Below are 18,775 nucleotides of genomic sequence, written 5' to 3'. Positions count from 1 at the left end.
GATGGCAGAACTGACGGCGGATGTGCTGGTGATCGGCGGCGGCACCGCCGGGTTTGGTGCGGCGGTGGCGGCGGGGCGGCAGGGGCTCGACGTGATCCTGCTCGAGGCCGGGCCGAAGCTGGGCGGTGTCATGGCCTTTTGCCCGGGCATGCCCTGGGGCGCGGCGTATCCGCAGGATGTCAGCATTGGCGGGCTGATGGAGGAGTTGGAGCAACGCCTCGCCACGATGGACCCGCCCATGGCCGAAAAACGCACCTGTACGCTCGCGAATTTCGGCCCCGAGATCCAGTATGACCATGACATGGCAACGCTCACCATGTTCGACATGCTCGAAGAGGCGGGCGTGCGGGTGCATGTGAACAGCACGGCGGTTGCGCCGCGCATGCAGGGCGACCGGATCGCGGCAGTTGATTTCTACGACCGCCATGGCCCCCAGCGCATCCGTGCCGGGATCGTGATTGATTGCTCGGGCGATGGCGATATCTCGGCCAAAGCCGGTGTGCCCTATACGCTGGGCGACGGGCAGGGGAACATGATGGGCGTGACGCTGTCCTTCCTGATGGTGAATGCCGACTGGGACCGGGTCTTTGCCGAGGACGACCCGTATTTCCGGCACCACGCCGCGCGGGGTATTGCCGAGGGGCGGCTGCATGAACATCTGGCACAGCTCTACCTGATGAAGGGCTTTCACCGCGATACGGTGTTCTGCAACTCGGTGGTGATCCGGGGCGTGGACGGCACCGATCCGCAAGCCATGGCGCGGGCCACCCAGGAGGGCCGCCGCCGTTGCCGCCAACTGGCCGATTTCCTGCGCAGCGATGTTCCCGGCTTCGAAGAGGCGCGCCTGACCTATCTGAGTCCCACGGTGGGTGTGCGTGAGACCCGCAAGCTGGAGGGGATGGTGCAGGTCGCGGGCGCAGATCTGGCGCGCGGACGCAAGTTCGAGGACGGGATCGTGGCCTGCGACAACCCGATCGACGATGTGATGCGCGCCTCTGACGAGATGACCCATGACGCCATGGTCGAACGGGGCGGCTATTACACCATCCCGTTCCGTGCGCTGGTGCCCAGGCGGATCGAGAACCTGATGTTTTCGGGCCGGATTCTCAGCGCCGATCCAACCGCCTTCGCCTCGGTCCGGGGCATGCCGCAATGCATGGCGATGGGGCAGGCGACCGGGGTTGCGGCGGGAATGGCACTGGGGCAAGGGATCGCGGTGCAGAAGATCGACACCGATGCGCTGGTTGCCACCTTGCAGGGGCAGGGGCTGCGGGGACTTGGTGGCAGGCCTCTGAAGGCGTGACTGAGCGCGTGAATCCCGCGCACCAGCCCTTGCGACCCGGCGCGCGCGGCGGTAAATGCCCCCTGACGCATATGAGGGAAGCCGATGTCGATTGACCAAAGCACCGCCGCCAAGGTGGCCAAGCTGGCCCGGATCAAGGTCGAAGAGGACGCGCTGCCGGCGCTGGCCTCGGAATTCAACACGATCCTCGGGTTCATCGAACAGCTCAACGAGGTCGATGTGGACGGGGTCGAGCCGATGGTTTCGGTCACGCCGATGCGGCTGAAGCGGCGCGAGGATGTGGTGACCGACGGCAACCAGCAGGACAAGGTTCTGGCCAATGCCCCCGACGCGCGCGAGGGCTTCTTTGCGGTTCCGAAGGTGGTGGAATAATGAGCGAACTGAACACATTGGGCCTGGGCGAGGCCCGCGACCTGCTCCGCAAGGGCGAGGCCACTTCGGTCGAGCTGACCGAGGCCTGTCTGAAGGCCATCGAAGACGCCGGTGCCCTGAACGCCTTTGTTCACAAGACGCCTGAACTGGCGATGGAACGTGCGGCGGCGGCTGACACCCGCCTCAAGGCGGGTGATGCGCCTGCCATGTGTGGTCTGCCGGTGGGGATCAAGGATCTCTTCTGCACCAAGGGTGTGGAAAGTCAGGCCGCCAGCGCCATTCTCGACGGGTTCAAGCCGGAATATGAATCCACCGTCAGTCAGCAACTGGCCGATGCCGGTGCCGTCATGCTGGGCAAGCTGAACATGGACGAATTTGCCATGGGGAGCAGCAACGAGACCTCGACCTATGGCAATGTGGTCAACCCGTGGCGGCGCGGCAATGATGATGCACCGCTGACGCCGGGTGGCTCCTCGGGCGGCTCGGCCAGTGCTGTGGCTGCTGACCTGTGTCTGGCCGCGACCGGCACGGATACCGGCGGCTCGATCCGCCAGCCCGCTGCTTTCACCGGCATCACCGGTATCAAGCCCACCTATGGCCGCTGCTCGCGCTGGGGCATCATCGCCTTTGCCTCCTCGCTAGATCAGGCCGGGCCGATGACCAAATCGGTGCGCGACGCCGCCATCATGCTGGAAGCGATGTGCGGGCACGACCCCAAGGATTCCACCTCTGCCGATCTGGCTGTACCGAATTTCGAGGCGATGCTGACCGGCGACATCAAGGGCAAGAAGATCGGTATTCCGAAAGAATACCGGATGGAGGGCATGCCCGGCGAGATCGAACAGCTTTGGGCCGACGGCGCCGCGATGCTGAAAGACGCGGGCGCCGAGATCGTCGATATCTCGCTGCCACACACCAAATACGCGCTGCCCGCCTATTACGTGATCGCGCCTGCCGAGGCCTCGTCGAACCTGGCGCGCTATGACGGGGTGCGCTATGGCCAGCGGGCGTCGCTGGCGCAGGGCGACGGCATCACCGAGATGTACGAGAAAACCCGCGCTGAAGGCTTCGGCCCTGAGGTGCAGCGCCGGGTGATGATCGGCACCTATGTGCTGTCGGCGGGCTTCTACGATGCCTATTACAACCGCGCGCGCCGGGTCCGCACCCTGATCAAGAAGGATTTCGAGGATGTGTTCGCCCAAGGCGTCGATGCGATCCTGACCCCGGCCACCCCTTCGGCGGCCTTTGGTCTGGGCGAGATGACCGATGCCGATCCGGTGCAGATGTATCTCAATGACGTGTTCACCGTGACCGTCAACCTGGCCGGTCTGCCGGGTATCTCGGTGCCTGCGGGGGTCGACAAGCAAGGGCTTCCGCTGGGTCTGCAACTGATCGGTCGGCCCTGGGAAGAGGGCGATCTGCTGAATACGGCCTATGCGCTGGAGTCTGCGGCGGGCTTTGTGGCCAAAGCCGGGAAATGGTGGTAGACACCCGCCGAAACAAAATCAGCAGGACGATGGTCATGCGTGTACACTACCTGGTTCCCGTTTTTGGGATTTTGGCGGCCTGTCAGACGACCGTCCCGGATTCCGGGGCGGGGTTCAACACAGCCAGCTATCAGGCTCAGCGCGAGGCCGAACTGGCCGGGCAGAGCGTGACAGGTGATCCACTGGCACCCCCCTCTGCGATCTCTTCCGAGACGCTGGTTGGCTATGATTCTACCGGCGCACCGATCACGGCAGCCAACCCGACGCCCGGCGTGTCCGGCACCGGCACCTCTGTGCCCGCCACTGGCAGCGCCGAGGACATCGCCCGCGAAACTGCCTATGCCCTGCAGCAATCGCAAGGCAATTCCGGTGTTGCGCCCGTGCAAGCCAACCCCTCGAACCCGGCACCGCAAATGATCGACAATGCGGGCATTTCGGACGAGAACGACTTCAACGCCGTCTCCAGCCGCCAGAGCATCGAAAGCGACGCCCAGCGGATCGCGCAGAATCGCGCCAACTACCAGCAGGTCGCGCCCACAGCCGTGCCGGAACGCAGTGGATCGGCGCAGCCCAATATCGTGCAATACGCGCTGAGCACGTCGCACCCCAAAGGCACCAAGGTCCATTCACGGGCGGGCTTCAACCTGCAGGCCAAGGCGCAGCGCAACTGCGCGGGTTTCGCCTCGCCCGATCTGGCGCAGATCGCGTTCCTCGAAGGGGGCGGGCCGCAGCGTGACCGCAAAGGGCTGGACCCCGACGGCGATGGCTATGCCTGCAGCTGGGACCCGTCCCCGTATCGCAGCGCCGTCAATAACTGAGGCGTGCAGCCGCTCTGGCACCCGTCCCCCAATTTCGGCCCGCGCCGGGACGGGCTGACGCCCCGTTTCGTGGTGATCCACTACACCGCCATGACCAGCGCCGAGGCGGCGCTGAAACGGCTTTGCCTGCCCGAGGCCGAAGTCTCGGCGCATTACCTGATCGGGGCGGATGGCAAGGTCTGGCAAATGGTGCGTGAAGAGGACCGCGCTTGGCATGCCGGTGCCGGAGAGTGGCGGGGCCTGAGCGACTTGAACTCCCGCTCGGTCGGGATCGAGCTGGACAATACCGGCGCCACGCCTTTCGCCCAGCCCCAGATGGTGGCGCTTGAGGTGCTCTTGCGCACCATCCTGGCTCGCTGGGAGATCCCGCCCGAAAACGTGATCGGTCACTCCGACATGGCGCCGGGCCGCAAGATCGACCCCGGCCCGCGTTTCGACTGGAAACGGTTGGAGCGGCAGGGTCTGGCAGCCACTTGCGCGCTTGATGTAGACCATTCAGCCACCACCGCCGAGCACTTCAGCATTCTGGCACGCTCCGCTGGCTACACGGCGGATATTGATGACGACACACTGCTGGCTGCCGTTCGGCTTCGCCACCGGCCCTATGCAAACGGCCCGCTTGAACAAGAAGATGTCTCGGCGTTGATTGACTCCGTGCGAATAGCCTAGCGCGCGTCTCGGCGACCCAGCACCGCGATCCATTCTTCATCGGGCCAAAAATTTCCCGGGATGCATTGGTCGCAGGCCAAGAAGGGGGTGCCCCTAATCCTACCGCAAGGCTTGACGCGCCCGTAGCCACAGCCTAGGTGCCGCAGTTGCGCGGAGGGCCGGATGGCCGCGTGGGGTGCGCCTCACGAGGAAAGTCCGGACTCCCTGAAGCAACGGTGCCGGGTAACGCCCGGGCGGGGCAACCCGACGGAAAGCGCCACAGAAATGAAACCGCCTTGGGGATGTCAGAGGTTCACCTCCGGCCAAACCAGGGTAAGGATGAAACGGTGGGGTAAGAGCCCACCGCGCCGCTGGCAACAGCGGTGGCACGGCAAGCCCCACCGGGAGCAATGCCAAATAGGACCCCCGCGCGGGCAGGTCGGCGTCAGCCGAAACCGCCGCTAGGCTCGCTTCAGCCGAGAGGGGTCGGGTTGGCAGCTGGAGGCACTCGGCAACGGGTGCCCTAGATGAATGGTCATCGAAGGGGGCAACCCCGGAACAGGATCCGGCTTACAGGCCCTCCGCGCATATTCTTCGAATCCATTTGGTTTCAAAGCAGATTCACCATTACACTGGTGGTCTTCAAGGAGGATTTGCGATGAGTTTCATGAAAGCACTGGCGTCTGTCGCCGTCGGCTTTGCCGCCGCCAAAGGTGTCGAGAAGTACCAGCAGATGGGCGGTATGGCCGGGTTGCAGAACATGTTTTCCGGCGGGCCGGGGCAGATGGGAGTCGACCAGATCGGCGCGATGGCGGAAAAATTCGGCCTCGGCGGCGCGACTGAGCAAATCCAGAATATGCTGGGCCAGTTTGCGGGCGCGGGCAATCAGGGCGCCGCGATGGCGGGTCTGGGCGGGCTGATGTCCTCAATGCAGGGGGCGGCCCTGTCCAGCGGCAAGCAATCCGCCGACATGATGAGCGCGATGTTTCGCGGCACGCCCGCGGAAACCGCGATGGAGGAGCAGGCAAAGCTCATGCTGCGGGCGATGATCCAGGCGGCCAAGGCCGATGGTGAGATCGACGATTCCGAGCGGCAGATCATCCTGAACGCACTTGGGGACGATATCAGCCCCGAAGAGCGCGCCTTTGTCGAAGAGCAACTGGCCGCGCCGATGGATATCGCGGCCCTCGCGCAAGCCGCGCAGGGTGCTGCTGCCGCGCAGGTCTATGCCACCTCTGTTGCCGTGCTGCGCATCGACAGCACCTCCGAGGCCCGCTATCTGGATATGCTCGCGCAAGCTCTCGGAATCAGTGAGGCGACTCGTAGCCAGATCCATGCCCAGATGGGCGTTCCGCTGCGCGGCTAGCTCGCAAAACCACCCCGTTCTCAGGAACGGAACATCAAAGAACCGGGCTGCGCAGCCTGATGAAGGGGTGCCAGCGGGGTGTTTCCGAAACGGAAAACGGGCTTGCAGGCCCTGCCAGCGCAGGGCCGCGTTCTCAGTTTCCGGGCGGAGTGTAGGCGCCGGTCAACGTACCTGCCTTTTCTGCGATACCGGCAAAGTCAGCAGCGGACCAGGCCCGGACCGTTTCAATGTCCGAAAGCGAGCCGCTTGCAGAGACGGCCATGCCAACGGCCACCGCATCCGCGCCATCATCGGCTTCGGTCACCAGCACGATGTCGTTGCGTCCTGTCGTCATGTAGAGCGCGACGAGGCGGGCACCGACCTTCGACAGAAGGTTTTGGATGACGGCGGTTCTGTCTTCCGGTTTTTCCAGAAGGCCTTTGATACCGGACTGGGAATATGAAGCATAGGTAATGAATAGTGCCATGTTTTTTTCCCGCGACGCTTAAGCGCCATTGGATTTCAAAAAACGCGGGGCAACCCGCCGTGAATATCTGCTGATTTCGATCTGATCGGTTCAAAAACCCACCAATGCGCAATGCGGCCACGCCGTGCCAAATTCTTGCGCCCCACACCCGTATCTCTGCCCTCGGCCGATGTGTCCCGGTCCCTGCGTTGCAGACAGTATCACATTCCCGTGATCGCACCAATGGTTGCTCGCTTGACGCGAGTGTCAGGGCATGCACTTGCCCTGAGCGGAAATCTGTCCATGGCTCCGTCGATTCCGGTTGACTTGGGCCGCACTCTGGGTAAAAGCGCACGCTCATAGGAATTCAACCGGAAGCGCTTGCGCGTCTTTCGGGCGCAGGAGTAGAAACCATGGCGAAACCGACGACTATCAAGATCCGTCTGAACTCGACCGCAGGTACGGGCCACTTCTACGTGACCAAGAAAAACGCACGCACCATGACCGAAAAGATGGTCGTGCGCAAATATGATCCGGTGGTCCGCAAGCATGTCGAGTACAAGGAAGGCAAGATCAAGTAAGCCTTTCCTTCACTGGAAAAAGACACGGCAAAGGGTCACGTTGTTACGTGGCCCTTTTTCGTTTCGGAGTGTTGAGATGCAGCGGGTGATGATCATCGGGCAGCCGGGTTCCGGCAAAAGCACATTGGCGCGGCTTCTTGGCCGGGCAACGGGGTTGCCGGTCTATCATATGGATCACCTGCACTGGCTGTCCGGCTGGCAGCCGCGCCCGCGCGCCGAAAAGATCGCCATGGCACATCAGATCGAGGCCCGCGCGCACTGGATTTTCGAGGGTGGGCTATCGGCGACTTTTGACAACAGGCTGAGCCGAGCGGATACGGTGATCTGGCTGGATCTGCCGGTGGGGCTGCGTCTGTGGCGGGTGACCAAACGGATGATCCGGAACCGTGGCCAGAACCGCCCCGACATGGCCGAGGGCTGCATTGAGGGTTGGCACAGCGAAACGCCGGAATTCTACCGCTTTATCTGGCGGACCCGGCGGTCCAGCCGGGCGCGGCTGCGGCAGCTATACGACCAGGCGCGCCCGGATCAGCACCGGTTCTATCTGCGCAATCCCACGCAGGTTCGGGACTATCTGAGGTCGCAGGAGGGCAAGCGATGATCCGGGTCCGGGCGGCCGAACGGGCTGATATGGCCGCTGTCGATGCGCTTCTGGCGCGCAGCTATCCCCGCCTGCTCAAGCCCGATTATCCGCCCTCGGTCCTGGTGACCGCGCTACCGCTCATCAGCAAGGCGCAGCCCGCGCTTTTTGGCTGCGGCACCTATTTTGTGGCCGAGGAGGGTGGCGCGATACTGGGCGCCGGTGGCTGGACCCGCGACCGAAGGCGCCGGGGCCTTGGCCATATCCGGCATGTGGTCACCGATCACAGGGCGCTGCGTCGCGGGGTGGCGCGGGCAATCCTCGACCATGCGCTGGCTCAGGCGCGCGCAGCAGATATCATCGAGATGGAGTGCTGGTCGACCCGTACCGCGGTGCCATTTTATGCCGCGATGGGGTTTCAGATCGAGGGGCCGATGCAGGTGCCGTTGCAGGCTGGCATCAGCTTCCCGGCCATTCGCATGCGGCAACGCTTGTCATGACGGGGGTGGTGCCGTTACCCTGACGGGCACCTGCCACAAAAAACTGAGCGTCATGAAACACTTTCTGCTGTCCGCCTTCGCTGCCCTGACTCTTGCCGGTTGTGCCTTTGGGCCAAGCAAAGGTGTCGGCTTCACCGGTATCGACGGCGAGCCACGCACGCTTTCAACCCGCGACACCGATGCCTATTTCGGGCGCATCCTGTCTGTGCCGGTTGCGTTTGCGGAACTGCCCGCGCGGCAAGTGATCAGCGATGCGCCGGATCAGGGTGCGCAGGCGCTAGTTGCGATCGACAATGGCGGGCGAGTGGTTGGCAACGCGGTTGAGGTGGGCGGTGCTGACCGGGTGCTGATGCTCAGTTCGGTTGCGGTGAACGGATCGCTGTTTGCCGTATTGCGCGCGCCTCAGAATTCTGTGTTCGAGATCACGCCGGTCACCACAGCCAATTTCGGGGCGGCGGTGCCGCGCCTGACCGGTTGCCTGCCGGCGGGTTCGGTCTATCAGAAAGGCAAGTCCTCCAGACGGACCGAAGGCCTGGCGGTGCCGCTCAACTGTCGCTGAGCCTGGCCTGCCGCGCCCTGTTTCAGGGCCGATACTCCGTATAGATCAACGTCGGGTGGAACCCCAGAGATGCCATCAGCGCGGCGGAGGCCGTGTTGAAGCTGGCATAGGTGGTGCCGTATGCCTTGATCCCCAACGGGGCCAGATGCGCCTGTGCCGCCCCGAACAATGCCTTTGCCACCCCGCGCCTGCGATGGCCGGCATCGACGCAGACATGCTGCAGCATCGCCCGGCTGCGCGCGTGTTTCAGAACCGTTGCGGGTGTGTGCTCGATCTCAAGGATTGCATAGCCGACCAAGTCACCTTTCAGCTCAGCGCCAAAAGCGTGGACTTCGTCCTGTGAAAGCCAGTCTGCCAGCCAGTCCACCGCGTCCTGATCCTTGGTGATCGGGCGGTATCGGGCAGGCATGTGCGTAACGTGCAGGTCATGGACCTGATGCAGCAGCGGCAGCAGGCGGTGCGCGTCGGCGCTGTTTAATGCGACGATGTCCATCGGTGGCATCTTTCAGGCAAAAGAAAAGGGCGGGTCCGTCACGGCCCGCCCTCGAAGGTCTTGGTTTGTAGCAGAAGCGTTATTCGCGGTTGCCAAGCAGTTGCAGCAGGAACATGAACATGTTGATGAAGTCCAGATAGAGGCTCAGCGCACCCATGATGGCGGCTTTGCCCAGCCATTCCTGATCGCCCGCATGGGCCATCTGCAGGTAGGTGTTCTTGATGTTCTGAGTGTCATAGGCGGTAAGGCCGGCAAAGATCAGAACGCCCAGGATCGAGATCGCAAAGGCCATGCCCGGCATCGGCCAGAACATGTTGACAATCGACGCCACGATCAGGCCGATCACGCCCATGATCAGGAAGCTGCCCCAGCCCGAGATGTCCTTCTTGGTGGTGTAACCCCACAGCGACAGGCCCGCGAAGGCGATCGCCGTGATCAGGAAGACCTGGATAATCGACTGGCCGGTGAAGACCAGGAAGATCGAGCTGATCGACAGGCCCATGACGGCGGCAAACAGATAGAACACCGTCTGCGCGGTTGCTGCCGACATCCGGTTGATCGCCGCGCTGAAGCCGAACACAAAGGCCAGTGGCGCGAACATGACCACATATTTCAGGGCCGAGCCGTAGATCGCATAGCCGAACGAGGTCAGGTACAGCCCCTCGCGTAGTTGCGCCGAAGCCGCCGACGGGTCAGTTGTGACCGCCAGTCCCGAGATGGCCCAGGCCGCCGCAAAGGTGATCAGCATGCCCACGGACATTGTGCCGTAGACCTTGTTCATATGGGCGCGCAGTCCCGCGTCAATCTGGGCAACGCGCGCGCCAGTCGCCGTTGTCCGGATCGTGTCGAATTCAGCCATCAAAGCTCTCCATCAGCAAAAACTCTCTCCCCGCCGGTGAGTGACCGGCAGCTTTCCTTGCAAATATCGGCAAGCTGGCGGGGTAATTCAAGCTTTTACGACGGAAATGTCGTGAGTTTTAGCTAATAGTTTGGACGATCCGCCTTCTGTGGCCCGCCCGGCAGGGTCGGATCAGGTGCGCCAGGTCTCTGGCGCGTCCCAGAACGGGCGGCGCGCCTCGGCCCTGGCCTCGCTGCGATTGATGCCGATATCCTTGAGCGCGGCATCGTCAAGCTGCTGCAGCCGGCGGCGCTGGCGCCAGACGGCCCAGGCATTGAACAGGGCCGTCCGAAGCGATTTGCGCGTGCTGCGGCGGATATGGCTTTCGGTTGTCAATGTCATCTGATTGCCCTTTCTTTGGTGATGCTTTTGGGGTCTTTCATCAATTTCCTTGAACAATATGGGGCAATGTGTTTCATTATGAAAACGAATGTTTTTGATGATAGCCATCAAGGAACGTGAACATGAGAAATCTCGATATCACCACGCTGCGCTCTTTCGTGGCCGTGGCAGACAATGGCGGCGTGACCCGCGCCGCAGGGTTTTTGAACCTGACGCAATCGGCGGTTTCGATGCAGCTCAAGCGGTTGGAAGAGCTTTTGGGGCTGGACCTGCTGGACCGGTCGGGCCGGGGCATCGCGCTGACCGCGTCGGGAGAACAGTTGCTGAGCTATGCGCGCCGGATGGTGGCCTTGAATGACGAGGTGATCGGCCGGCTGACCGATCAGGCGTTTGAGGGCGAGGTGATGCTGGGCGTGCCCCATGACGTGGTGCATCCCTTCGTGCCGCGCGTGCTGCAGCGGTTCAATGCCAGCTTTCCCCGCGTGAACGTCAATCTTGTGACCTCGAACACCCGCGAGTTGAAGGCCGCTTTTGCCAAAGGCACCTATGACCTGATCCTGACCACCGAAGGTCCTGCGGGTGAGGGGGCGGAGACCTTGCAGGAGACGCCGCTGCGCTGGGTCGGGGCGCTGAATGGCTCGGTCTGGCGGAAAAAGCCTTTGCGCATCGGGTTCTGCCGGAACTGCATCTTCCGCACTGCGGCGACCGCGGCGCTGGATGATGCCGGGATCAAATGGGAGATGGGCGTCGACAGCGATTCGGATCGCACCGTCGAGGCGACCGTCAGCGCCGATCTGGCGGTTGGCGTGTTGCTGGAAGGGACACAACCGGCCCATCAGGAGGTGATTGATCACGGCGGCGCGCTGCCGGACCTGCCGGGGCAACACATCAACCTCTATGGCGCCGACAGGGTGCGCGAGGGTTATGTCGGGGAATTGGCCAACATGATCCGCCAGGTCTTTCGCAACCCGGCCTCGCATCCGCTCAAGGCGGTTGGCTGAAACGGCATAGCGGCTGCTACGTCATTGAGATCACGACCTTGCCGGTGGATTTGCGTTCTTTCAGCAGGCGCAGCCCCTCGGTCGCATCCGCCAGCGGCAATACATGCGAGATATGGGGTTGCAGGTTTCCGGCCTCGCACCAGCGCAGCACCTGCATAAAGCTCTCGCGCAGCGCGTTTGGGTTGACGTTCAGATAGGCCCCGATATTGACGCCGATCACTGTCAGGTTCTTAACCAGAAGGTGATTGGCCGGGATCTGTGGCACCTCGCCACCGGCAAAGCCGATGGGCAGGATGCGGCCTTCGGGCCGGGTGGCGCGGAAGGCGGCGCGGAACACGTCACCGCCGATCGTCTCATAGACGACATCCGCACCGCCCAGCTGCAGCACCCGTTCGCGCAGGTCTTCGGAGGCGTCGATCAGATGTTCGGCCCCGGCCTTGCGCGCAATCTCCAGCTTTTCGGCCCCGCGCGCCTGCGCGATCACCCGTGCGCCCATCTTTGCGCCAATTTCGACGGCGGTCAGGCCCACGCCACCGGCTGCCCCGGTCACCAGCAGCGTCTCGCCCGGTTGCAGGCGTGCGCGGCGCACAAGCGACAGATGACCCGTTCCATAGGCAACCAGCACGGAAGCCGCGGCCTCGAAACCCATCGCATCAGGCATCCTGACGGCGCGGGCGGCGTTAAACACCCCGTGATCGGCCAAACCGCCCTGGCCGGAATAGACCGCGACCCGGTCGCCGCGTTCGAAGCCCTCGACCGCATCGCCGGTCCCGGTCACCACCCCCGCCAGTTCCATGCCGAGCGTAAAGGGCGGCTCGGGGGTTTCCTGGTAGGTTCCCCTGATCATCAACAGATCGGCAAAGTTCAGCGCGCAGGCGCGAATATCGACAGCGATCTGCCCGGGGCCGGGTGCGGGAAGCGCAACATCGCAGAACTGTGGAGGTGTGTCGAAACGGGTGACTTGATAGGCGCGCATGAGGACTCCGTTTGTTCTGAAGTGCATAAACCGCCACCTGCGCGCCGTGTCAAACGCGGCGTTGCGGCAATGCAGCAGCGAAGATCGCGCGAAGTTGATCCTACGGCACCTTCCCGAAACCAAAAAAAATTCACGTTTCAACCCTGAACGTGTGTATAGTCAGGGAGAATCAACCGGGCTGTGTACAACCTAGATGCTGGTTTCATCAGTGTTGAGGTGCGGTTTTTGGGGCGCATGACGGACGTTTAGACGTTTTTAAATGGCGCCGGCTAACAGTTAGATAGTGTCGAGGCGCCATAAGCAGAGTCCGGGTGGTCGTCGAAGGAGATTAAAGGAGATACCTATGACCCATCCCGTTGATGTCCATGTGGGCAAGCGCGTCAGACATCGCCGCTGGCTGATCGGAATGACCCAGCAGCAGCTTGCCGAGCAGGTCGGGATCAAGTTTCAGCAGATCCAGAAATACGAAACCGGCGCCAACCGGATCAGCGCCTCGCGCCTGTGGGACATCGCCGAATCGCTGGACGTGCCAGTCAGCTTTTTCTTTGAGGGGTTGGACGAGGCGCATAAGACAACGCCGGAACGTCCGAACGTCCCTGCCGATCTGATGGGCGACAAGGAAGCACTGGATCTGGTGCGGTCTTATTATGCGATCCCGGAAAACCAGCGCCGCAGGCTGTTCGACTTGGCCCGTGTGCTGAGCGACGTCGCATAATCAATCGTTCAAGATTGTTGATATTTAGGACAGCGGGTGGCACTCCACTCATATGACACCTGCTGACCAAACCGATCTCGAAGTTGCGAACCTCGCGGCCGACGCCGCGCGGGCAGCAATCCTGCCTCATTTCCGCAGCGCCGATCTGGATGCCGACAACAAGCTTGATGCCGGGTTTGATCCGGTGACGGTTGCTGATCGCGCCGCCGAACAGGCGATGCGCGCGGTCTTGGCACAACATCGGCCAAATGACGGCATCCTTGGCGAGGAATTCGGCGAAACGCCGGGCTCCAGTGGGCGGATATGGGTGCTCGATCCGATTGACGGGACGCGCGGCTTTATCAGCGGGACACCAACCTGGGGCGTGCTGGTCGCACTGTCGGATGCGGATGGCCCGTTTCTGGGCATCGTCGACCAACCCTATATCGGCGAACGGTTTTCAGGTGATCGGGATCATGCACAGCTTGTCGGTCCGCATGGCACGCGCAGGCTGCGCACAAGATCGACGGCGGACCTGTCCGACGCGGTCCTTTTCACCACCTTTCCCGAGGTCGGCACGCCGGAGGAAGGCCGCGCCTTTCACTCTGTGTCCGCGCAGGTCAAGCTGACCCGTTACGGGATGGATTGTTATGCCTATGCGCTGCTGGCGGCGGGGCAGATTGATCTGGTGATCGAAGCCAGTCTGAACCCTTATGACATTCAGGCCCCCATCGCCGTCATCCAGGCGGCGGGCGGCGTGGTCACCGACTGGCAGGGTGACCCGGCCCATAATGGCGGGCGGGTGCTGGCGGCGGCCAATGTGCAGATCCACGCCAAGGCGCTGGAAATCCTGCGCCGCACTTGACCCGCGCAACCGGCTCTCGCTAGGCTGGGATCAGGTCGGTTCTTGACCCGTTTTCCGCCGGCTCCTCACACTCTGATGAAGCGGGCGCAAACGGAGTGTGGATATGAGCGAATTCCTGATACGCGGGGCTGAGACCCTTTTGACCATGGACGATGCCCGGCGCGCGCTGAACGGCGCGGATTTGCGGGTCCGGGATGGTGTCATTGCCGAGATTGGCGAAGGCCTTCACAGCGAGGGCGAAATCATCGAGGCGGCGGGCTGTGTCGTCACACCCGGCCTGATCAACACACATCACCACCTCTACCAGACATTGACCCGCGCGGTCCCGGGCGCGGAAAACGCGCTGCTATTCGGGTGGTTGCGCAGGCTTTATCCGATCTGGGCGGCGTTTGGCCCGGAAGAGGTTCATGTCTCGGCCCAGGTCGGCTTGGCGGAACTGGCGCTGTCCGGCTGCACGCTCAGTTCCGACCATCTCTACCTTTATCCCAACGGCGCGCGGTTGGAGGACACGATCGCCGCCGCCGCCGAAATCGGCCTGCGATTCCATCCGACGCGCGGGGCAATGAGCATCGGTGAAAGCGACGGCGGTCTGCCGCCCGACAGTCTGGTCGAACGGGAGGCGCGCATCCTTGAGGATTCGATCCGCGTGATCGACGCGTTCCACGATCCTGCCGAGGGGTCGATGTGCCGGGTCGGGCTGGCCCCCTGTTCGCCTTTCTCGGTCAGCCGCGATCTGATGCGCGAGGCGGCGTTGCTGGCGCGCGACAAGGGGGTGATGCTGCACACTCATCTGGCTGAAAATGATGAGGATATCGCGTATTCACTGGAGAATTTCGGTTGCCGCCCGGGCCAATATGCCGAGGATCTGGGGTGGACCGGCGATGATGTCTGGCACGCCCATTGCGTCAAGCTGGACGGCGCCGAGATCGCGCTGTTTGCCGGATCGCGAACCGGCGTGGCCCATTGCCCTTGTTCCAATTGCCGTCTGGGCAGCGGCATCGCACCGGTGCGCGCCATGCGGGACGCGGGCGTGCCGGTGGGGCTGGGCGTTGACGGCTCGGCCAGCAACGATGCGGGCAATCTGGTGGCAGAAGCACGACAGGCGATGCTGCTGCAACGGGTCAGCAATGGGGCGGATGCGATGTCACCCTATGAAGCGCTGGAGATCGCCACACGCGGCGGGGCCGAGGTGCTGAACCGGCCCGATTGCGGGCAGTTGGCCATCGGCAAGCGCGCCGATATCGCGATCTGGGATGTGTCCGGCGTGGAAAGCGCCGGCAGTTGGGACAAGGCGGCGCTGTTGTTGGCGGGCCCCACGCGGGTCAAACACCTGTTTGTCGAAGGGCGACAGATCGTGCGCGACGGCCATGTGGTCACGCTCGATCTGCCCCGTGTGATTGAGCGGCAGAACCAGTTGGCGCAGAATCTACGGGAGCGCCTGCCGGGGTGAGCACACCGCTCAGCCCATCTGATGCGTCACCTTGCGGCCGCAGATCCAGACCTCGGTAATCGCGCGATCATCGCCCATCATGATGGTGGGGAACACCGCCTCCCACAGGTGGTCGGCCTCGACATGGCGCTGGGCGATGGCAGGGGTCGAGGCGAGGTCGAGCACGACCACATCCGCCTCCATCCCCGGTGCGATATTGCCGATGCAATCGTCCATCCGCAGGCTGCGCGCCGATCCGACGGTGGCCAGCCACAGCAGTTGTGCCGGGTGCAGGGCAGTGCCACGCAGTTGCGCGACCTCATAGGCCGCCGCCATTGTGCGCAGCATCGAAAAACTGGACCCGCCGCCGGTATCGGTGGCCAGCCCGATGCGCTGACCCTCATCCATCAGCCCGGCCATGTCGAACAGACCTGACCCGATGAAGGTGTTCGAGGTCGGACAATGGATCAGCGCCGCGCCATGTTCGCGCAGCCGGTCCCGCTCGCGTGGTTCCAGATGGATCGCGTGGCCATAAAGCCCGTTCGCGCCCAGCAGCCCATGCGCCTCGTAGGTGTCGAGATAATCGCGCGCATCCGGGAACAGCGACCGCACCCAGTCGATCTCGTCGGTCTGTTCGCTCAGATGGGTCTGCATCAGGCAGTCGGCGTGCTCGGCCCAGAGCGCGCCCATTGCCTCAAGCTGTTCGGGCGTTGAGGTGGGCGAGAACCGCGGCGTGATCGCGTAAGATATCCGGTCGACCCCGTGCCATTTCTCCAGCAGCGCCTTGGACTGGTCATAGGCGGCGCGGGCGGTGTCGCGCAGCCCGTCGGGCGCGTTGCGATCCATGCAGGTCTTGCCCGCCACCACCCGCTGGCCACGCGCCTTGGCGGCCAGAAAGAAGGCATCGACGCTTTCGGGGTGGATGGTGCAGAAGCTGCACATGGTGGTGGTGCCCTGGGCGGCGGTGATATCGAGATAGCGCGTCGCGATCTCCATCGCGTAGTCGGGTGATCCGAACCTCATTTCTTCGGGGAAGGTATAGAGGTTCAGCCAGTCGATCAGCCGCTTGCCCCAACTGGCGATCATCGCGGTCTGCGGATAATGCACATGGGCGTCGACAAACCCCGCCAGTATCAGCTTTTCGCCATGATCGGTGACGCTTGCCTGCGGATGGGAGGAGGTCAGCGCCTCCGCCGTACCAAGCGCGGCGATCTTGCCATCGCGCAGGACCACTGCCTCATGCAGATCAACTGCGTCTTCGGGGGCCCCGTCGAACGGAGACCCGTTGAAGGACAGAACAAGCCCCTTCAGGATCGTTTCCTGCGTCATTTTCTTCCTCACTTCGCGCCATCTGTGCCGTATCAGAGAATAGGTGCATGTGAATTTTCGGTAAATCGCGCCATTCTCATTGTTTTCCCATAGATGCTTCTTCTATTTTGCCCCCAATCAAAAGAGGGCAGCGCATGACCACGGACGACATCTCAACCGATTCCGACTGGCAGCGCGATGACGATTCCTATGAGCTTGATCGCAAGCTCGTCTCGGCCATCCTTTATGCCGTCGATGTGCAGGACCGTGACAAGCTTATCGCGTTGATGGAGCCGTTGCACCCTGCCGACATCGCCGACCTTCTGGAACAGATCAATGCCCATGACCGGGCGCGCCTGATCCGGCTCTATGACAAGGAATTCGACGGCGACATCCTGTCGGAACTCGACGAATCGGTGCGCGAAGAGGTCATCAGCGTCCTGCATCCGCATGTTCTGGCCGAAGCGGTGCGCGAGCTGGAAAGCGACGATGTGGTCGATCTGGTCGAGGATCTTGAGGAACCGCAGCAGGAGCAGATCCTCGACGCGCTGGAGGATGCCGACCGGGTCGCGGTCGAACAGGCGCTCAGCTATCCCGAGAATTCCGCCGGACGCCTGATGCAGCGCGAGGTGGTCATGGCGCCCGAACATTGGGAAGTCGGCCATGCGATAGACTTCATGCGCAGCAGCGAGGACCTGCCGGAACAGTTCTACCACGTGGTTCTTGTCGATCCGCGCATGCATCCCGTGGGCAATGTGGCGCTGGGCAAGCTGATGGGCGCGAAGCGCGAGGTGCCGCTTACGCAGATCGCCGAAGAAGAGTTTCAGGTCATCCCCGTCGATCAGGACGAAGAGGATGTGGCCTATGCGTTCAACCAGTACCACCTGATTTCGGCTCCGGTGGTGGATGCCGATGGCCGACTGGTGGGGGTCATCACCATCGACGACGCCATGATCGTGCTGGACGAGGAACACGAGGAAGACATCCTGCGTCTCGCCGGGGTCAGCGACGAAAGCTCGCTGTCCGACAGTGTCGCCGCGACCAGCCGCCGCCGTCTGCCCTGGCTGGCGGTCAACATGTGCGCGGCAATCTGCGCCTCGCTGGTGATTTCCCAGTTCGAGGAAACCATTGCCGAACTGGTGGCGCTGGCGATCCTGATGCCGATCGTGGCCTCGATGGGGGGCAATGCCGGGACCCAGTCGCTGACCGTTGCGGTGCGCGCGCTGGCCACAAAGGACCTGACCGGATCAAACGTGTGGCGGGTGATCCGGCGCGAGGTGACGGTGGGGATGCTGAACGGGCTGTGCTTTGCCATCGTGTTGGGCCTGGTGGGTATGCTGTGGTTCGCCTCGCCCATGCTGGGCGTGGTGATTGGCACAGCGCTGATCATCAACATGGTGGTGGCCGGGCTTGCGGGCACCGCAGCGCCGGTGCTGCTGGACCGGATGGGGGTCGATCCGGCCCTGGCCTCGGGGACTTTTGTGACGACAACCACCGATGTGATGGGATTCTTTACCTTCCTCGGGCTGGCCTCAGTGGTGCTGCTATGAGTGATTTGAACGAGGTTAAAGCCGCCGCGCGCAAAGCCGGTTTCGCCCGCCGCAAACTGGCGTTCGAGGCTCGCCCGCCGGGCGCGGCGGGGCGGCTGTCCGAGGTGCTGGCGGGCTATCGCGGCGTGCCGCTCTCGGGCTACATGCCGATCCGGACCGAGATCGACCCGCTGCCCGCCATGGCCGAGGCCACCGCACACGGGCCGGTCGGCGTTCCGGTCATTCAGGGCGCGGGGCAGGCATTGCGTTTTTCGCGCTGGGTGCCTGAGGGCCCGCTGCGAGACGGGCCGTTCGGGGCGAAGGTGCCGCTCGAGGATGATTATTTTGACCCCGAGATCCTGATCGTGCCATTGGTCGCTTTCGACGCGAAAGGCGGTCGGCTGGGCTATGGCGGCGGGTTCTATGACCGCACGCTGGAAGGCCTGCGCGCCAAACGCGCCACGCTGGCTATCGGCTTTGCCTTTGACGCGCAGGAGGCTGACGGTCTGCCGCTTGAATCCACAGATCAGCCGCTGGACATGCTGGTCACCGAAAGCCGGGTGCTGAGCTTTCGCTGACGG

The 18,775-nt window shown here is 63.0% G+C and carries 22 protein-coding genes and 1 other RNA gene; 17 read left to right on the top strand and 6 right to left on the bottom strand.

Annotated elements, in window-relative coordinates; all coding sequences use genetic code 11:
• Nucleotide 1: 1 nt before the first annotated feature.
• The 7 genes from M3P21_RS06700 to M3P21_RS06670 all read left to right on the top strand — a co-directional run bounded on the left by M3P21_RS06700 (nucleotide 2) and on the right by M3P21_RS06670 (nucleotide 5,994).
• On the top strand, nucleotides 2-1,303 hold the full coding sequence (locus M3P21_RS06700) for an FAD-dependent oxidoreductase (protein WP_249707910.1): 1,302 nt from the start codon (nucleotides 2-4) through the stop codon (nucleotides 1,301-1,303).
• 84 nt (nucleotides 1,304-1,387) lie between these two features.
• The gene (gatC, locus tag M3P21_RS06695; protein ID WP_249707908.1) at nucleotides 1,388-1,675 is read left to right on the top strand and encodes an Asp-tRNA(Asn)/Glu-tRNA(Gln) amidotransferase subunit GatC; all 288 of its coding nucleotides are present in this window, start codon (nucleotides 1,388-1,390) and stop codon (nucleotides 1,673-1,675) included.
• Nucleotides 1,675-3,162 (top strand): Asp-tRNA(Asn)/Glu-tRNA(Gln) amidotransferase subunit GatA, encoded by a 1,488-nt coding sequence (gene gatA / locus M3P21_RS06690; protein WP_249707907.1) that lies wholly within the window; start codon nucleotides 1,675-1,677, stop codon nucleotides 3,160-3,162. The genes gatC and gatA overlap by 1 nt, the downstream gene beginning before the upstream one ends.
• Before the next feature lie 35 nt (nucleotides 3,163-3,197).
• On the top strand, nucleotides 3,198-3,980 hold the full coding sequence (locus M3P21_RS06685; RefSeq protein WP_249707905.1) for a hypothetical protein: 783 nt from the start codon (nucleotides 3,198-3,200) through the stop codon (nucleotides 3,978-3,980).
• A 3-nt stretch (nucleotides 3,981-3,983) separates the two neighbouring features.
• Nucleotides 3,984-4,649, top strand: a complete 666-nt coding sequence (locus M3P21_RS06680) for an N-acetylmuramoyl-L-alanine amidase (protein ID WP_249707904.1) — start codon at nucleotides 3,984-3,986, stop codon at nucleotides 4,647-4,649.
• A gap of 150 nt (nucleotides 4,650-4,799) precedes the next feature.
• An RNA gene (rnpB, locus tag M3P21_RS06675) (RNase P RNA component class A) lies at nucleotides 4,800-5,217 on the top strand.
• Between the two features lie 69 nt (nucleotides 5,218-5,286).
• Entirely contained in the window at nucleotides 5,287-5,994 is a 708-nt protein-coding gene (locus tag M3P21_RS06670; protein WP_249707902.1) for a DUF533 domain-containing protein, read from the top strand.
• A 133-nt stretch (nucleotides 5,995-6,127) separates the two neighbouring features.
• Here M3P21_RS06670 and M3P21_RS06665 read toward each other — a convergent pair whose 3' ends face one another.
• Nucleotides 6,128-6,460, bottom strand: a complete 333-nt coding sequence (locus tag M3P21_RS06665) for a GYD domain-containing protein (RefSeq protein WP_249707900.1) — start codon at nucleotides 6,458-6,460, stop codon at nucleotides 6,128-6,130.
• 392 nt (nucleotides 6,461-6,852) lie between these two features.
• Between M3P21_RS06665 and rpmG the strand changes: the two genes are divergently transcribed.
• The 4 genes from rpmG (at nucleotide 6,853) to M3P21_RS06645 (ending at nucleotide 8,659) form a co-directional block, all read left to right on the top strand.
• Nucleotides 6,853-7,020, top strand: coding sequence for a 50S ribosomal protein L33 (rpmG, locus tag M3P21_RS06660; RefSeq protein ID WP_007814563.1), 168 nt, complete (start codon nucleotides 6,853-6,855; stop codon nucleotides 7,018-7,020).
• 76 nt (nucleotides 7,021-7,096) lie between these two features.
• Nucleotides 7,097-7,621, top strand: coding sequence for a P-loop NTPase family protein (locus M3P21_RS06655; protein ID WP_249707898.1), 525 nt, complete (start codon nucleotides 7,097-7,099; stop codon nucleotides 7,619-7,621).
• Complete coding sequence (locus M3P21_RS06650) at nucleotides 7,618-8,100, top strand: GNAT family N-acetyltransferase (protein ID WP_249707896.1); 483 nt, start codon at nucleotides 7,618-7,620, stop codon at nucleotides 8,098-8,100. The genes M3P21_RS06655 and M3P21_RS06650 overlap by 4 nt, the downstream gene beginning before the upstream one ends.
• A gap of 52 nt (nucleotides 8,101-8,152) precedes the next feature.
• A complete protein-coding gene (locus tag M3P21_RS06645) occupies nucleotides 8,153-8,659 on the top strand; it encodes a hypothetical protein (protein WP_249707895.1) in 507 nt (168 codons plus the stop codon).
• A gap of 22 nt (nucleotides 8,660-8,681) precedes the next feature.
• Here M3P21_RS06645 and M3P21_RS06640 read toward each other — a convergent pair whose 3' ends face one another.
• From M3P21_RS06640 to M3P21_RS06630, 3 genes are all read right to left on the bottom strand, one after another.
• Entirely contained in the window at nucleotides 8,682-9,152 is a 471-nt protein-coding gene (locus M3P21_RS06640; protein WP_249707894.1) for a GNAT family N-acetyltransferase, read from the bottom strand.
• A 79-nt stretch (nucleotides 9,153-9,231) separates the two neighbouring features.
• Nucleotides 9,232-10,011 (bottom strand): Bax inhibitor-1/YccA family protein, encoded by a 780-nt coding sequence (locus M3P21_RS06635; protein WP_249707893.1) that lies wholly within the window; start codon nucleotides 10,009-10,011, stop codon nucleotides 9,232-9,234.
• A 171-nt stretch (nucleotides 10,012-10,182) separates the two neighbouring features.
• A complete protein-coding gene (locus M3P21_RS06630; RefSeq protein WP_249707891.1) occupies nucleotides 10,183-10,392 on the bottom strand; it encodes a DUF1127 domain-containing protein in 210 nt (69 codons plus the stop codon).
• Between the two features lie 122 nt (nucleotides 10,393-10,514).
• Here M3P21_RS06630 and M3P21_RS06625 point away from each other — a divergent pair, with 122 nt between their 5' ends.
• Nucleotides 10,515-11,393: a LysR family transcriptional regulator gene (locus tag M3P21_RS06625; protein ID WP_249707890.1), complete on the top strand. Its 879-nt coding sequence runs from the start codon at nucleotides 10,515-10,517 to the stop codon at nucleotides 11,391-11,393.
• A gap of 16 nt (nucleotides 11,394-11,409) precedes the next feature.
• On the opposite strand, the gene M3P21_RS06620 is transcribed toward M3P21_RS06625, so the two are convergent.
• Nucleotides 11,410-12,369, bottom strand: a complete 960-nt coding sequence (locus M3P21_RS06620) for an NADPH:quinone oxidoreductase family protein (protein WP_249707888.1) — start codon at nucleotides 12,367-12,369, stop codon at nucleotides 11,410-11,412.
• A 343-nt stretch (nucleotides 12,370-12,712) separates the two neighbouring features.
• Here M3P21_RS06620 and M3P21_RS06615 point away from each other — a divergent pair, with 343 nt between their 5' ends.
• The 3 genes from M3P21_RS06615 to M3P21_RS06605 all read left to right on the top strand — a co-directional run bounded on the left by M3P21_RS06615 (nucleotide 12,713) and on the right by M3P21_RS06605 (nucleotide 15,378).
• The gene (locus tag M3P21_RS06615; RefSeq protein WP_249707884.1) at nucleotides 12,713-13,084 is read left to right on the top strand and encodes a helix-turn-helix domain-containing protein; all 372 of its coding nucleotides are present in this window, start codon (nucleotides 12,713-12,715) and stop codon (nucleotides 13,082-13,084) included.
• Nucleotides 13,085-13,136: 52 nt separating this feature from the next.
• A complete protein-coding gene (hisN, locus tag M3P21_RS06610; RefSeq protein WP_249707883.1) occupies nucleotides 13,137-13,928 on the top strand; it encodes a histidinol-phosphatase in 792 nt (263 codons plus the stop codon).
• Nucleotides 13,929-14,031: 103 nt separating this feature from the next.
• Complete coding sequence (locus M3P21_RS06605; protein WP_249707882.1) at nucleotides 14,032-15,378, top strand: 8-oxoguanine deaminase; 1,347 nt, start codon at nucleotides 14,032-14,034, stop codon at nucleotides 15,376-15,378.
• 9 nt (nucleotides 15,379-15,387) lie between these two features.
• On the opposite strand, the gene guaD is transcribed toward M3P21_RS06605, so the two are convergent.
• Nucleotides 15,388-16,686 carry a guanine deaminase gene (gene guaD, locus M3P21_RS06600; RefSeq protein WP_249707881.1) on the bottom strand — a complete coding sequence of 433 codons (1,299 nt, stop codon included), beginning with the start codon at nucleotides 16,684-16,686 and terminating at the stop codon, nucleotides 15,388-15,390.
• 134 nt (nucleotides 16,687-16,820) lie between these two features.
• Between guaD and mgtE the strand changes: the two genes are divergently transcribed.
• Both mgtE and M3P21_RS06590 read left to right on the top strand, forming a co-directional pair.
• The gene (mgtE, locus tag M3P21_RS06595; RefSeq protein ID WP_249707880.1) at nucleotides 16,821-18,215 is read left to right on the top strand and encodes a magnesium transporter; all 1,395 of its coding nucleotides are present in this window, start codon (nucleotides 16,821-16,823) and stop codon (nucleotides 18,213-18,215) included.
• Nucleotides 18,212-18,772, top strand: a complete 561-nt coding sequence (locus tag M3P21_RS06590; protein ID WP_249707879.1) for a 5-formyltetrahydrofolate cyclo-ligase — start codon at nucleotides 18,212-18,214, stop codon at nucleotides 18,770-18,772. Before mgtE ends, M3P21_RS06590 begins: the two co-directional genes overlap by 4 nt.
• Nucleotides 18,773-18,775: the final 3 nt, after the last annotated feature.

Origin of the sequence: Ruegeria spongiae (assembly GCF_023502395.1) — a bacterium.
In the GTDB taxonomy this organism is placed as follows: Bacteria; Pseudomonadota; Alphaproteobacteria; order Rhodobacterales; family Rhodobacteraceae; genus Ruegeria_C; species Ruegeria_C spongiae.
The sequence above is the reverse complement of the archived record's forward strand: the minus strand, read 5'-3'. Positions and strand labels throughout refer to the sequence as shown.

Bases quoted from the DNA above. Each gene is read 5' to 3' on its own strand.
- M3P21_RS06700 (WP_249707910.1), top strand. From the start codon at position 2: ATGGCAGAACTGACGGCGGATGTGCTGGTGATCGGCGGCGGCACCGCC.
- gatC (WP_249707908.1), top strand. From the start codon at position 1,388: ATGTCGATTGACCAAAGCACCGCCGCCAAGGTGGCCAAGCTGGCCCGG.
- gatA (WP_249707907.1), top strand. From the start codon at position 1,675: ATGAGCGAACTGAACACATTGGGCCTGGGCGAGGCCCGCGACCTGCTC.
- M3P21_RS06685 (WP_249707905.1), top strand. From the start codon at position 3,198: ATGCGTGTACACTACCTGGTTCCCGTTTTTGGGATTTTGGCGGCCTGT.
- M3P21_RS06670 (WP_249707902.1), top strand. From the start codon at position 5,287: ATGAGTTTCATGAAAGCACTGGCGTCTGTCGCCGTCGGCTTTGCCGCC.
- M3P21_RS06665 (WP_249707900.1), bottom strand. From the start codon at position 6,460: ATGGCACTATTCATTACCTATGCTTCATATTCCCAGTCCGGTATCAAA.
- rpmG (WP_007814563.1), top strand. From the start codon at position 6,853: ATGGCGAAACCGACGACTATCAAGATCCGTCTGAACTCGACCGCAGGT.
- M3P21_RS06655 (WP_249707898.1), top strand. From the start codon at position 7,097: ATGCAGCGGGTGATGATCATCGGGCAGCCGGGTTCCGGCAAAAGCACA.
- M3P21_RS06650 (WP_249707896.1), top strand. From the start codon at position 7,618: ATGATCCGGGTCCGGGCGGCCGAACGGGCTGATATGGCCGCTGTCGAT.
- M3P21_RS06645 (WP_249707895.1), top strand. From the start codon at position 8,153: ATGAAACACTTTCTGCTGTCCGCCTTCGCTGCCCTGACTCTTGCCGGT.
- M3P21_RS06640 (WP_249707894.1), bottom strand. From the start codon at position 9,152: ATGGACATCGTCGCATTAAACAGCGCCGACGCGCACCGCCTGCTGCCG.
- M3P21_RS06635 (WP_249707893.1), bottom strand. From the start codon at position 10,011: ATGGCTGAATTCGACACGATCCGGACAACGGCGACTGGCGCGCGCGTT.
- M3P21_RS06630 (WP_249707891.1), bottom strand. From the start codon at position 10,392: ATGACATTGACAACCGAAAGCCATATCCGCCGCAGCACGCGCAAATCG.
- M3P21_RS06625 (WP_249707890.1), top strand. From the start codon at position 10,515: ATGAGAAATCTCGATATCACCACGCTGCGCTCTTTCGTGGCCGTGGCA.
- M3P21_RS06620 (WP_249707888.1), bottom strand. From the start codon at position 12,369: ATGCGCGCCTATCAAGTCACCCGTTTCGACACACCTCCACAGTTCTGC.
- M3P21_RS06615 (WP_249707884.1), top strand. From the start codon at position 12,713: ATGACCCATCCCGTTGATGTCCATGTGGGCAAGCGCGTCAGACATCGC.
- hisN (WP_249707883.1), top strand. From the start codon at position 13,137: ATGACACCTGCTGACCAAACCGATCTCGAAGTTGCGAACCTCGCGGCC.
- M3P21_RS06605 (WP_249707882.1), top strand. From the start codon at position 14,032: ATGAGCGAATTCCTGATACGCGGGGCTGAGACCCTTTTGACCATGGAC.
- guaD (WP_249707881.1), bottom strand. From the start codon at position 16,686: ATGACGCAGGAAACGATCCTGAAGGGGCTTGTTCTGTCCTTCAACGGG.
- mgtE (WP_249707880.1), top strand. From the start codon at position 16,821: ATGACCACGGACGACATCTCAACCGATTCCGACTGGCAGCGCGATGAC.
- M3P21_RS06590 (WP_249707879.1), top strand. From the start codon at position 18,212: ATGAGTGATTTGAACGAGGTTAAAGCCGCCGCGCGCAAAGCCGGTTTC.